The organism is Streptomyces inusitatus (assembly GCF_014651115.1).
Taxonomy (GTDB): domain Bacteria; phylum Actinomycetota; class Actinomycetes; order Streptomycetales; family Streptomycetaceae; genus Streptomyces; species Streptomyces amakusaensis.
This window is the reverse complement of sequence record NZ_BMWG01000001.1, coordinates 568,737-580,851: the sequence shown is the minus strand read 5'-3', so window position 1 is coordinate 580,851 and position 12,115 is coordinate 568,737. Positions and strand designations below refer to the sequence as shown.

At 70.7% G+C, this 12,115-nt stretch carries 10 protein-coding genes; 4 read left to right on the top strand and 6 right to left on the bottom strand.

Annotation, left to right across the window (positions count from 1 at the left end; translation table 11 throughout):
- Nucleotides 1-75: 75 nt before the first annotated feature.
- Nucleotides 76-708: a hypothetical protein gene (locus IE247_RS02620; RefSeq protein ID WP_190121165.1), complete on the bottom strand. Its 633-nt coding sequence runs from the start codon at nucleotides 706-708 to the stop codon at nucleotides 76-78.
- A 153-nt stretch (nucleotides 709-861) separates the two neighbouring features.
- A complete protein-coding gene (locus IE247_RS02615; RefSeq protein WP_190121164.1) occupies nucleotides 862-2,601 on the bottom strand; it encodes a protein kinase domain-containing protein in 1,740 nt (579 codons plus the stop codon).
- A gap of 305 nt (nucleotides 2,602-2,906) precedes the next feature.
- Between IE247_RS02615 and IE247_RS02610 the strand changes: the two genes are divergently transcribed.
- On the top strand, nucleotides 2,907-4,526 hold the full coding sequence (locus IE247_RS02610; RefSeq protein WP_190121163.1) for a protein kinase domain-containing protein: 1,620 nt from the start codon (nucleotides 2,907-2,909) through the stop codon (nucleotides 4,524-4,526).
- A 91-nt stretch (nucleotides 4,527-4,617) separates the two neighbouring features.
- Here IE247_RS02610 and IE247_RS02605 read toward each other — a convergent pair whose 3' ends face one another.
- The 3 genes from IE247_RS02605 to IE247_RS02595 form a co-directional block, all read right to left on the bottom strand.
- Entirely contained in the window at nucleotides 4,618-5,742 is a 1,125-nt protein-coding gene (locus IE247_RS02605; RefSeq protein ID WP_190121162.1) for a phosphotransferase, read from the bottom strand.
- A gap of 15 nt (nucleotides 5,743-5,757) precedes the next feature.
- Nucleotides 5,758-6,150: a pyridoxamine 5'-phosphate oxidase family protein gene (locus IE247_RS02600; protein ID WP_190121413.1), complete on the bottom strand. Its 393-nt coding sequence runs from the start codon at nucleotides 6,148-6,150 to the stop codon at nucleotides 5,758-5,760.
- A gap of 251 nt (nucleotides 6,151-6,401) precedes the next feature.
- Nucleotides 6,402-7,070 (bottom strand): response regulator, encoded by a 669-nt coding sequence (locus IE247_RS02595; RefSeq protein WP_190121161.1) that lies wholly within the window; start codon nucleotides 7,068-7,070, stop codon nucleotides 6,402-6,404.
- 363 nt (nucleotides 7,071-7,433) lie between these two features.
- On the opposite strand from IE247_RS02595, the gene pdhA reads away from it, so the two are divergent.
- From pdhA to IE247_RS02580, 3 genes are read left to right on the top strand one after another with little or no spacing between them, the layout of a single operon-like run.
- Entirely contained in the window at nucleotides 7,434-8,582 is a 1,149-nt protein-coding gene (gene pdhA / locus IE247_RS02590) for a pyruvate dehydrogenase (acetyl-transferring) E1 component subunit alpha (protein WP_190121160.1), read from the top strand.
- A gap of 3 nt (nucleotides 8,583-8,585) precedes the next feature.
- Nucleotides 8,586-9,566 carry an alpha-ketoacid dehydrogenase subunit beta gene (locus IE247_RS02585; protein WP_190121159.1) on the top strand — a complete coding sequence of 327 codons (981 nt, stop codon included), beginning with the start codon at nucleotides 8,586-8,588 and terminating at the stop codon, nucleotides 9,564-9,566.
- Between the two features lie 28 nt (nucleotides 9,567-9,594).
- Nucleotides 9,595-11,028 (top strand): dihydrolipoamide acetyltransferase family protein, encoded by a 1,434-nt coding sequence (locus IE247_RS02580; protein WP_190121412.1) that lies wholly within the window; start codon nucleotides 9,595-9,597, stop codon nucleotides 11,026-11,028.
- A gap of 85 nt (nucleotides 11,029-11,113) precedes the next feature.
- Here the strand turns inward: IE247_RS02580 and IE247_RS02575 are convergent, their stop codons facing one another.
- Nucleotides 11,114-12,049 carry a D-alanyl-D-alanine carboxypeptidase family protein gene (locus tag IE247_RS02575; protein ID WP_229868578.1) on the bottom strand — a complete coding sequence of 312 codons (936 nt, stop codon included), beginning with the start codon at nucleotides 12,047-12,049 and terminating at the stop codon, nucleotides 11,114-11,116.
- Nucleotides 12,050-12,115: the final 66 nt, after the last annotated feature.

Here is a 12,115-nt window from a genome sequence, read left to right as displayed (position 1 = left end):
TGAGGGGGACAAGGGCCGACGCAAGGGGGATCCGCAAAGAAACGGAAGCAGGCTACGACAGTGGGTTCCGGTCCCTCAGCGGCGGCGCATCCGGATCCCCAGAAAGCCGATTCCCAGCCCCATGAGGGCCATGCCGACCCCGAGCGAGAGCGGTGAGACCTGCCGTGCGACCGGCTCGGGAACGGCCTGCGTACGCTGCTGACGTGCGGAATCGTGCGGCGGACCGCTGGGTGACACGGCCGCCTGAGCCTGGTCGTCGGAGGTGTCGTCCTCGTCCCGCGCCTCGTCCCCATAACGGGGCCCGAGGTCGAGCGGGCCCGCCTCCGAGTCGTCCGGAAGGCGGTCGGCGGAGGCATAACCGGAATCAGAGTCGGAGGTGCGGCCGGAGCCGGTCCGATGGGGCTTCGGGGTGGTCGTCGCGGTCGGGGAGCCGGGACGGGAATGTGACACGGACCCGGTCGGCGACGGAGCGGCCGGGCCGGAGCGGCTCGCCGACGGCTCCTGCGGCGGGGTCGGGGCCTCGCTCACCGGGGAGCGCCCGGGGCGCGGCCGTCCCTCGCCCGCCGGGCGTCCCGCGAAGGACTCCGAAGCGGTGGGGCCGGGCTCCGGGCCGGGCGGCGCGGACTCCCGGGCCTGGGCCTGGGGCGCGGCCAGCAGCAGCACCGGGACGACCGCGAGGGCGCACCGGGTGCGCCGCCTTGGAGCCACCGGGTGACCCCCTCCCGTACCGGACACAAAGAAACCGGACATACCGCCTGCGTCGGACGGCGGCCGTCACCGGCCGAGCCGCGCAATGGACTCAGCGTCACATGACGGGAGGAATCCGGCATCTCGAAGAGGGGTGGGGCGCGGGAGGGAGGGTCAGCCCGACTTGCCCGTCGAGATCTGGAGTTCGAACTCCTGGTTCTTCGGCGGGACGGCCGCGCCCTGCGCGGGGAATTGGCTGATCACGGTGTCCTTGGGCCACTGCGGGTTGTCGACCTCGCGGACGTTCCAGGTCCAGCCCGCGGCCCGCAGACACTCCTTGACCGAGAGCACGTCCTTGTGGAGCAGATTGGGGGCCTGGACCTTCGACGGGTCGGTGCCGTCCTCCGTGGCGTCCGTGCACTTGGTGATCTTGATGGTCCGATTGCGCTCCGGCGGCAGCGCCGCGCCCCCGGAACCGTTCCCGGAGCCGCCCCGGCCGGACGGGCCGGCCGAGGCGCTCGACGTGGGGCCCGCGGTGGGCTCGTCGGCGGGGGGATCGAACCTCAGTCCCTCGGCCACCTGATATATCGCCGCCGCCACCAGGGCCAATCCGCCCAGGATGATCACGGCCTTCTTGTTCCAGCCCTTGCGGCGCGGTGGGCTGCCGGAGGGCTGAGGCGGCGGAGACATCGTGTACGAGGCCTGCGGCTGCTGATACGCGGGCCCCGGATACCCGCCCCCGTGCTGCCCCGGAACTGGCCCCGGGACGGGCCCCGCAACCGGAACCGTCCCCGGCCCCTGCGGATATCCGTACTGCGGACCGGGCGTCGGAGCCCGGTAAGGACCCGACTGCTGATACGGCGTACCCATCGGCTGCGGCCGGGGCGGCTGCGGCGCGGCCGGCGGCCGGCCGTGGTCCACCGGCGGGAAGACCGCGGAGCCCACCCCCGCCCCGCTCGCCACCGGACCGCCCGAGACGATCACCGGTGCCGACGACTGCCCGGCGCTCGCGACCCGGGCGCACTCGTCCCGCATCGCGGCGGCGCTCGGGAAGCGCTCGTTCGGGTTCTTCCGCAGCGCCCGCGCCACCAGCGCGTCCATCGCCGGGGTGACCGAGCGGTTGATCGAGGAGGGCGCCGGCGGCTCCTCCTGCACATGCGCGTACGCGATCGCCAGCGGAGCGTCGGCGTCGAACGGCAGCCGCCCGGTGAGCAGCTGGAAGAGCATCACGCCCACCGAGTACAGATCGGACCGGGCGTCCACGCCCCGCCCCAGCGCCTGCTCCGGGGAGAGGTACTGCGGAGTGCCGACCACCATGCCGGTCTGGGTCATCGAGGTGACGCCCGACTGCATGGCCCGCGCGATGCCGAAGTCCATCACCTTGACGACCCCGCGCCCGGTCATCATCACATTGCCGGGCTTGATGTCCCGGTGGACGAGTCCCACCTCGTGGCTGCTGTCCAGCGCGGCCAGCACATCGGCCGTCACCTTCAGGGCCTTGTCGGCGGGCATCGCCCCGTACCGCCGCACATCCGCGTGGAGCACCGAGCCGAGCGGCAGGCCCTCCACGTACTCCATGACGATGTACGGCATCGGAGCACCGCCGTCGGCGGTCGCGGCGGCCCCGGAGGCGTCGAAGACAACGGTGTCCTCACCGGTGTCGAAGACCGAGACGATATTGGGATGCGACAGTTTGGCAACGGCCTGCGCCTCGCGCCGGAACCGCTCGCGGAACGACTGCTCGTGCGCGAGCTGGGTGTGGAGCGTCTTGATGGCGACCTGCCGGTCCAGCGCGGTGTCGTACGCCAGATGGACGGCCGCCATGCCGCCCTCGCCGAGCAGATCGCGCAGCTGATATCGGCCACCGGCCAGGGAACCGCCCGAATACCGGCCACGCCCGCCGTCCTGGCTCATGACTGTGCATCCCCCTCGGCGTGACGACCGCTGTCCGGTCCGGCCCGGACGCCGAAGGCCCGGAGTGATCCGTTGTCCCTGTTACGGGGCAAGTGTGCCCGAGGGGTCCGGCACGTCAAGCCGGGCGTCCGTTCCGTGACCGTACGCACAATTACCGTCCCGTCAGCGTCACAGGAGTGCCACGAAATGCGCGTGGCCGTGCTCACAGAGGTTTAACGGCCGGTCCATCTCAGACTGGCCCGACGTATGAAGGCTGTAGCGTGAGGCCACACGGCACCGACACACAGATACGACGGCGAGGACTGATGGCACCCGAACCCGAGGCCGGCAGCGGCGGCGTGCCGGATGCGGCGGACGCCTGGGGCGCCGGCGGACTGGTCGGCGACGGCCGGTACCGCCTGACCCACCGCCTCGGCCGCGGCGGCATGGCCGAGGTCTTCGCGGCGGAGGACGTACGGCTCGGCCGTACCGTCGCGGTGAAGCTGCTCCGCCCCGATCTCGCCGAGGACCCGATCTCCAAGGCGCGCTTCACCCGTGAGGCGCAGTCCGTCGCCGGGCTCAACCACCACGCGATCGTGGCGGTCTACGACTCCGGCGAGGATGTGGTGGGCGGCCAGTCCGTGCCGTACATCGTCATGGAGCTGGTCGAGGGCCGCACCATCCGCGATCTGCTGATCAACGCGGACGCCCCGCCGCCGGAGCAGGCGCTGATCATCGTCTCCGGGGTGCTGGAGGCGCTGGCCTACTCGCACCAGCACGGCATCGTGCACCGCGACATCAAGCCCGCCAACGTGATCATCACGCACTCGGGCGCGGTCAAGGTGATGGACTTCGGCATCGCGCGCGCCCTGCACGGCGCGTCCACCACGATGACGCAGACCGGCATGGTCATGGGCACCCCGCAGTACCTCTCCCCGGAGCAGGCGCTGGGCAAGGCCGTCGACCACCGCTCCGATCTGTACGCCACCGGCTGTCTGCTCTACGAACTGCTGTCGCTGCGTCCGCCGTTCACCGGCGAGACCCCGCTGTCGGTCGTCTACCAGCATGTCCAGGACATTCCGCTGCCGCCCTCGCAGGCCTCCGACGTGGTGCCGCCGGAGCTGGACGGACTGGTCATGCGCTCCCTCGCGAAGGACCCGGACGACCGGTTCCAGAGCGCCGAGGAGATGCGCGGTCTGGTGCAGTTCGGGCTCCAGATGCTTCAGCAGCAGGGCAGCCACAACGGCAGCTGGAACACCGGCTTCGTGCCCGGGCCCGAGGGGGGCGCCACCACCGCCATGGGCATGGGCGGCCCCGGCGTGACCGCCGTGCACCCGGTCCACGGGGACACCGCGCAGGGCCCGATACTGCCGCCGATGAACCCGGACGACGGGGGATACGACGGCGGACGGCCCGGCTCCGGCCGCAGCCGGAACGCGATCTGGCTGGTGGCGGCGCTCGCGCTGGTGGCCGTGGTGGCGGGAGTCGCCTACGCCGTGAGCGGGCGGGACGAGCCCACGGCCCCGCCGACGGACAAGCCGAAGACCACCCAGTCCTCGGAACCGCCCAAGACCAGCCCGTCGCCGTCGGACTCTCCCTCGCGGCCGCAGCAGACGACCGGCACCAACCCGGGGCAGGGGCAGGCCCCGACCTGGAAGTCGACCTCGGCGACCAGGTCGATCCAGCCACCGGTGACACAGCACTCGCCCACGAACGACGTCTCGACGGCCCCGTCGACGACTCCCCCCACCGCTCCGACGGAGGAGGAGTCGACTCCGGCGACGACCGGGCCGACGGACAACCCCGGTGATCCGGGCGGTGGCGACGGCGGCGGCGACCCGGGCGGCGGCGGGGACGTCGAGGGCGCGGACGCGGGCGGCAGCGAGGGCGCGGACGCGGGCGGCGGCGCCGCCGAGGGCGCGGACGCGGGCGGCGGAACCCCCTGACCCACCTGATCCACACCGGGCCCGTGACCGGGACCGGGGACGGTGCGGGGCCCGGCGGCCCCGCGCCCTCCGCGCGGGCCGCCGTGCGGGGTTACGCGGTGAACGCCTCCCGTACCGCCTCGTACTCCCGGGTCCACCAGACCGCCAGGGCCGACACCGCTGCGAACTGCGGGTCGGCCCTTCGGTCGTGCAGCTGATAGCGCCAGCGCAGTATCCAGAAGTCGTTGAGCCGCTCCCACCACACCCGGTGCACCGCCGCCGCCAGCTCCGCCCGGTCGGCCCCGACCGCCCGGCGGTAGGCCCGCGCGTACGCCCGTACCTTCGTCAGCTCCAGCTCACCGGCCGGCTGTACGAAGAAGATCACCGCGGCCCGGACGGCCTCCTCGGCGCGCGGCTGCACGCCCAGCCGGTCCCAGTCCACGATCGCGGCGGGCTCACCGCCCCGGTAGAGCAGATTCAGCGGATGGAAGTCGCCGTGCACCCAGCCGCCCGCCGAGGCCGGGGGCGGTCTGCGGCCGGCATGGCGCTCCAGCAGCGCCCGGCGCTCCTGAAGACGGTGCTCGGCGAGAGTGTCGAAGGGGTCCCGGGGGCCGGACGAGCGGGCCAGCGAGAGCAGTTCGTCGATGAGCTTGAAGGTTTCCTCGGGGTCGGCGCTCTCGTACTGGAGCGAGTGCCCCGGTAAGCGCCCGGTGTCCGCCGTACCGGCCCCGGGGTGGTCCGCCGTACCGGCCCCGGGATGATCCGCCGTACCGGCCCCGGGGTGGTCCGCCGTACGCGCCCCGGGGTGGTCCGCCGGGTGGCGCATCACCCGCTCCAGGGCGGTGTGCACCAGCCCGAGGAGGGAGCCGAGACGGCGGGACTGGGACGTGGAGAGCTGCGCCCCGTCGCGGTGGCGGCCGTCGATCCACGGGTGCAGTGCGTAGCAGCGGCCTCCGATCACCGCGACCGTTTCGCCGTGCGCGTCCGCGAGGGGCGGGGCGACGGGCACTCCGAGCGCCTGGAGGCGCAGGGTGGCGCGGTGCTGGCGGGCGATGGCGTGATGGTCGCCGTCGAGATGATGTTTCAGGAAGTACGCGCCACGGGTGGTGGCGAGGCGGTAGCCGCGATTGAGAAGCCCCTCGGTGACCCGCTCACAGGAGAGCGGTTCGCCCGGGTTCTCGTAGCGGCTCAGCAGGGCGCCGACCGGCGGCGCGGTGATGACAGATGAGCGCGGCACTCACCAAATGGTAGATCACGCAACGTGTCGGTTTGGCTGCTCTGAGAGATAGTCCAGGGTGTGCACGGTAACGAACTGAGGTTCGATACGCATATATACCGGTTCAAACCGTTCGCCATCGGCCTGGAAGGGCTCGTCGCCGAAGAGCCGCAGCTCCTCATCGGCCGGCTGGACGATCTCGGCGGTGCCGGTGAACTGGACCGACCACATCGCCCGTCCGCCGGAGTTGAAGTTGTCCGCGCCGTACGCCACCACCGCGCCGTTGCACGCCCGGTGGTAGCCGAAGCCCCGGTGGATACGGAGCACGACACCGCGCCCGAGGACGATGTGCCGGGCCGGGGCCACGAAGGGCATCGCCCGCATGCTCGTCGCCAGCCTGCCGTAGGAGACCCGGCCGAGCAGCTCCATGGCGAGCGGCTCGTCGGCGTCCGGGGTGCGCGCTCCCCCGGAGCCGGTGACGGCTGTGGCGTCGGCTGCTGCTGCGGCGTGGAGTTCCTCGGTGGGCATGGGTCCACTCTGGGTGACCGGAGTCCCTCGCGGAAGGGGCCGCCGCCCCTGCTCGACGGGGACGTAAGTCCCGGTCCGAGCGCTCAGCGATGGTGCCGTGCTCAGCGATGCTGCTGGTGCTGGTGCTGGTGCTGGTGCTGGTGGTGACTCGGTCAGCGGTGGTGCTGGCGCTCCGCCTGACGCCGTGCGACAAAGGCGGCCGCCTGGGACCGCCGCTCCATGCCCAGCTTCGACAGCAGGCTGGAGACATAGTTCTTGATGGTCTTCTCCGCGAGGTGCAGCCGCTCGCCGATCACCCGGTTGGTGAGTCCCTCGCCGATCAGATTGAGGATTTTGCGCTCCTGCTCGGTCAGACCCGCCAGTTTGTCGTCCCCCTTGGGGGTGTTCCCGTCGCGCAGCCGCTCCAGCACCCGCGCGGTCGCCACCGGATCGAGCAGCGACTTCCCGGCCGCGACCTCCCGCACCGCCGACAGCAGCTCATTGCCCCGGATCGCCTTCAGAACATAACCGGAGGCACCGGCCATGATCGCGTCGAAGAGCGCCTCGTCGTCGGCGAACGAGGTCAGCATCAGACACTTGATGCTCTCGTCCTGGGAACGGATCTCCCGGCAGACCTCCACACCGCTGCCGTCCGGCAGCCTCACATCCAGCACGGCGACATCGGGGCGGGTGGCGGGGATCCTGACCATGGCGTCCTCCGCGGTGCCCGCCTCGCCGACGACTTCGATGTCGTCCTCGACGGAGAGCAGCTCATGGACGCCGCGGCGGACGACTTCGTGGTCATCCAGCAGGAATACGGTGATTTTTCCTTCTTCGCGCACGAATGCAGTCTCACACACCGGCTCTTCCCGTGCCCCGGGTGCCCGGGATAACGTGCCGGTGTCCTCGACAGCCCGCAAGGCCGTGACCAGCGCGGTAACCGGTAAGTGTTCCCCTATTTCTCGATTTACTTGGAAATCCAAGCAAAATCCCAGGTCAATAGGGGTTTCACAGGAATGCTCCGCACTGGGTAACGTGCTTTTTGACAGGGTCTCGTCGGGGGCGCCTGTCACGCCTGTTCCCGTTTTCCCGCACCCACCCCGTGCGCGAGGCCGAGAACGGGCGAGCCTCTCCCTGTCATCGACAGGGGCGACCCCAGGCTCCCGGCAATCCCGGGGGACCGGACAGACGGAGGAGCACGCATCGTGACCGTGGAGAGCACTGCCGCGCGCAAGCCGCGACGCAGCGGCAAGCGCGTGAGCGCCGCGACGAAGCCACAGAGTTCCGAGCCCCAGCTCGTGCAGTTGCTGTCGCCCGAGGGCGAGCGGGTCGAGCACCCCGATCACCGGATCGAACTCACCCCCGAAGAGCTGCTCGGGCTCTACCGGGACATGGTCCTGACCCGGCGCTTCGACGCCGAGGCCACCTCCCTCCAGCGCCAGGGCGAGCTGGGCCTGTGGGCCTCGCTGCTCGGCCAGGAGGCCGCCCAGATCGGCTCCGCCCGGGCGCTGCGCGACGACGACTATGTCTTCCCGACCTACCGCGAGCACGGCGTCGCCTGGTGCCGGGGCGTCGATCCCACCAATCTGCTGGGGATGTTCCGGGGTGTGAACCACGGCGGCTGGGACCCGAGCGCCAACAACTTCCACCTCTACACCATCGTCATCGGCTCGCAGACCCTGCACGCCACCGGCTACGCCATGGGCGTGGCCAAGGACGGCGCGGACGCGGCCGTCATCGCCTACTTCGGCGACGGGGCCTCCAGTCAGGGCGATGTGGCGGAGGCCTTCACCTTCTCCGCCGTCTACAACGCGCCCGTGGTCTTCTTCTGCCAGAACAACCAGTGGGCGATCAGCGAGCCGACCGAGCGCCAGAGCCGGGTGCCGCTCTACCAGCGCGCCCAGGGCTACGGCTTCCCCGGCGTCCGGGTGGACGGCAATGACGTACTGGCCTGTCTCGCCGTGACCCGCTGGGCGCTGGAGCGGGCCCGCCGGGGGGAGGGGCCGACCCTGGTCGAGGCGTTCACCTACCGGATGGGCGCGCACACCACCTCCGACGACCCGACCAAGTACCGGCACGACGACGAGCGGGCGGCCTGGGAGGCCAAGGACCCGATCCAGCGGCTGCACACCCTGCTCCAGCGGGAGGGCCACGCCGACGAGGCCTGGTTCGCCGCCCTGGAGGAGGAGAGCGACGCGCTCGCCAAGCGGGTGCGTGAGTCGGTGCGCGCGATGCCCGATCCCGACCCCGTGTCGATCTTCGACAACATCTACGCCGACGGGAACTCCCTCGTCGACGAGGAGCGGGCGCAGTTCACCGCGTACCAGGCGTCCTTCGCCGAGGGAGGCAACTGAATCATGGCGGTCACCAAGCTCCCACTCGCCAAGGCGCTCAACGAGTCGCTGCGCAAGGCCCTGGAGGACGACCCCAAGGTCCTGATCATGGGTGAGGACGTCGGAAAGCTCGGCGGCGTCTTCCGGGTCACCGACGGGCTCCAGAAGGACTTCGGCGAGGACCGGGTCATCGACACCCCGCTCGCGGAGTCCGGCATCGTCGGCACCGCGATCGGTCTCGCGCTGCGCGGCTACCGGCCGGTGGTGGAGATCCAGTTCGACGGATTCGTCTTCCCGGCGTACGACCAGATCGTCACCCAGCTCGCCAAGATGCACGCCCGCTCGCTCGGCAAGATCAAGCTGCCGGTCGTCGTCCGTATCCCCTACGGCGGCGGGATCGGCGCGGTCGAGCACCACAGCGAGTCGCCCGAGGCGCTGTTCGCGCATGTCGCGGGCCTCAAGGTGGTCTCGCCCTCCAATTCGTCGGACGCGTACTGGATGCTCCAGCAGGCCGTCCACAGCGATGACCCGGTCATCTTCTTCGAGCCCAAGCGCCGTTACTGGGACAAGAGCGAGGTCGACACCGAGGCCATCCCGGGGCCGCTGCACGCCGCCCGGACCGTCCGCGAGGGCACGGATCTGACGCTGGCCGCGTACGGGCCGATGGTGAAGGTCTGCGTGGAGGCGGCCGCCGCCGCGGCCGAGGAGGGCAAGTCGGTCGAGGTGATCGATCTGCGCTCGATGTCGCCGATCGACTTCGACGCCGTGCAGGCATCGGTGGAGCGTACGGGCCGGCTCGTCGTCGTCCACGAGGCCCCGGTGTTCTACGGCTCCGGCGCGGAGATCGCCGCCCGTATCACCGAGCGATCCTTCTACCACCTGGAGGCTCCGGTGCTGAGGGTGGGCGGCTTCCACGCGCCCTATCCGCCGGCCCGGGTGGAGGAGGAGTACCTGCCGGGTCTGGACCGGGTGCTCGACGCCGTCGACCGCTCGCTCGCGTACTGAGGAGTCTGCTGTGATCCGCGAGTTCAAGATGCCGGACGTCGGCGAGGGGCTGACCGAGGCCGAGATCCTCAAGTGGTACGTACAGCCCGGCGACACGGTCACGGACGGGCAGGTCGTCTGCGAGGTCGAGACGGCCAAGGCGGCCGTGGAGCTGCCGATTCCGTACGACGGGGTGGTGCAGGAGCTGAACTACGCCGAGGGGACGACGGTCGATGTCGGCCAGGTCATCATCTCGGTGCGGCTGGCCGGGTCTGAGGGGGCCGCTGAGGCCCCGGCGGCCCCAGTGACCACAGAGACCCCAGCGGTAGCCGAGGAGGCCGCTGAGGAGGCTCCTCAGGGCCGTCAGCCGGTCCTGGTCGGTTACGGAGTGGCCGAGACCTCCAGCAAGCGCCGCCCCCGCAAGGCCGCCGCCGTCGCCGGGACCGCGTCGGCCGCCCCGGTCGCCACGCCTGCCCCGGTCGCCCCTGCCGCCCCGGTCGCCCCGGTCGCCGCGCCGGGCAAGCTGCCGGAGCAGGCGACCGCCGGGGTGAACGGCCGCCCCGCCGGCCCCCGCCCGCTGGCCAAACCCCCCGTACGCAAGCTGGCCAAGGACCTCGGCGTCGATCTGGCGTCCGTCACCCCCACCGGCCCCGGCGGCGTCGTCACCCGCGAGGACGTGCACGCGGCGGTCCAGCCCCCGGCACCGACTCCGGCCCCGGCCCCGGCCGTGACGCCAGCACCGGAAACGGCACCGGAAACGGCCGCGCCCGCCGGTGCTGGTGCCAGGGAGACCCGGATCCCCGTGAAGGGGGTACGGAAGGCCACGGCCGCGGCGATGGTCGGCAGCGCGTTCACCGCGCCGCACGTCACCGAGTTCATCACCCTCGATGTGACCCGCACGATGAAGCTGGTCGCCGAGTTGAAGGAAGACCCGGACCTCGCGGGTCTGCGGGTCAATCCGCTGCTGCTGATCGCGAAGGCGCTGCTCGTCGCGATCCGGCGGAACCCCGGGATCAACGCCTCCTGGGACGAGGAGCGCCAGGAGATCGTCCAGAAGCACTATGTGAATCTGGGCATCGCCGCCGCCACCCCGCGCGGTCTGATCGTGCCGAACATCAAGGACGCGCACGCCAAGACCCTGCCCGAACTCGCCGGTGAGCTGGGCGAGCTGGTCGCCACCGCCCGGGAGGGCAGGACGACCCCGGCGGCGATGTCGGGCGGCACGGTGACCATCACCAATGTCGGCGTCTTCGGCGTCGACACCGGCACTCCGATCCTCAACCCCGGGGAGGCCGCGATCCTGGCGGTCGGCGCGATCAAGCTCCAGCCCTGGGTGCACAAGGGCAAGGTGAAGCCGCGTCAGGTCACCACGCTCGCGCTCTCCTTCGACCACCGGCTGGTCGACGGCGAGCTGGGTTCGCGGGTGCTCGCGGACACCGCCGCCGTACTGGAGAACCCGAGGCGGCTGATCACCTGGGCCTGATGCCCGGTACCGGCAGGTGACATACGGGGGCCCGTGACACGGCACAGTGTCACGGGCCCCCGTACGTCCTCGGTGTCCCGATGAATCAGTCCTGGTAGACCCCGGACGGCAGGGTCCGCAGCTTCATGGTCTTGGCGCTCTTCGAGCCGAAGCCGTAGTCCAGCATCTTGGCGGCGTCCTTGTAGCGGTCCTTGCCGTTGAGCACGACGCCGACATACGTCTTGGAGCCCCGGGTGGCCGCGAAGACCAGGCAGGGGCCCGCCTTGCTGCCCGTGCCGGTCTTCATGCCGACCGCGCCCTTGTAGGAGCCCAGCAGCTTATTGGTGTTGTACCAGGTGTACTTGCGCGTGCCGCCGTTCTTGGTGGGGGCGGTGGACCTGTGCACCTCGGCCTTCACCACCTCGCGCAGATGCTTGTTGTTGAAGGCGTGCCGGGAGAGCTTGGCCAGGTCGGACGCGGTGGTGTAGTTCTTCCCGCCCGGGGAGATGCCGTCGAAGGAGTCGAACTTGGTGTTCTTCAGCTTCAGCGACGAGGCCTTCTTGTTCATCATCCCGATGAACGACTTGGTGCGCGCGGAGGTGGTCGAGCCCTTGCCGAAGGTGTCGGCCAGGGCGTACGCCGCGTCGCAGCCGGACCTCAGCATCATGCCGTAGAGGAGCTGGCGGACGGTGACCCGGTCGCCGGTCTTGAGGTCGGCGGTACTGCCTTCCTCCCTGGTGACGTAGTCGCGGTACTCCTGCTTGACGGTCACCTTGCGGTTGAGGTCGACGCCCTTGATGTCCAGGACGGTGATCGCGGTGGCGATCTTGGTGGTGCTGGCCATCTCTCGGCGGGTGTTCTCACCCTTGGCGAAGAGGGCCTTGCCGGTCTTCTGGTCCAGCAGATACGCGCCCTTGGCGCTGACGGACGGCTTGGGCTTGGGCGCCGCCTGCGCGGGTGCGGCGAGCGGCGATGCGGTGAGCAGCAAACCGCCGGAGAGGACCACGGTGGCGGCCCTGCGAACGTTCGTGTTGCTGAGTATCAAGGGAAACGCTCCGAAATAGGCAGGTGCGTTGTCAATGTCTGAGTGCGGGCGGCCTTGTGTGAG

Excerpts from the sequence above, each read along its gene's own strand:
- IE247_RS02600 (WP_190121413.1), bottom strand. The coding sequence starts at position 6,150 with ATGGAGCTGCTCGGCCGGGTCTCCTACGGCAGGCTGGCGACGAGCATG.
- IE247_RS02615 (WP_190121164.1), bottom strand. The coding sequence starts at position 2,601 with ATGAGCCAGGACGGCGGGCGTGGCCGGTATTCGGGCGGTTCCCTGGCC.
- IE247_RS02580 (WP_190121412.1), top strand. The coding sequence starts at position 9,595 with ATGCCGGACGTCGGCGAGGGGCTGACCGAGGCCGAGATCCTCAAGTGG.
- IE247_RS02610 (WP_190121163.1), top strand. The coding sequence starts at position 2,907 with ATGGCACCCGAACCCGAGGCCGGCAGCGGCGGCGTGCCGGATGCGGCG.
- IE247_RS02585 (WP_190121159.1), top strand. The coding sequence starts at position 8,586 with ATGGCGGTCACCAAGCTCCCACTCGCCAAGGCGCTCAACGAGTCGCTG.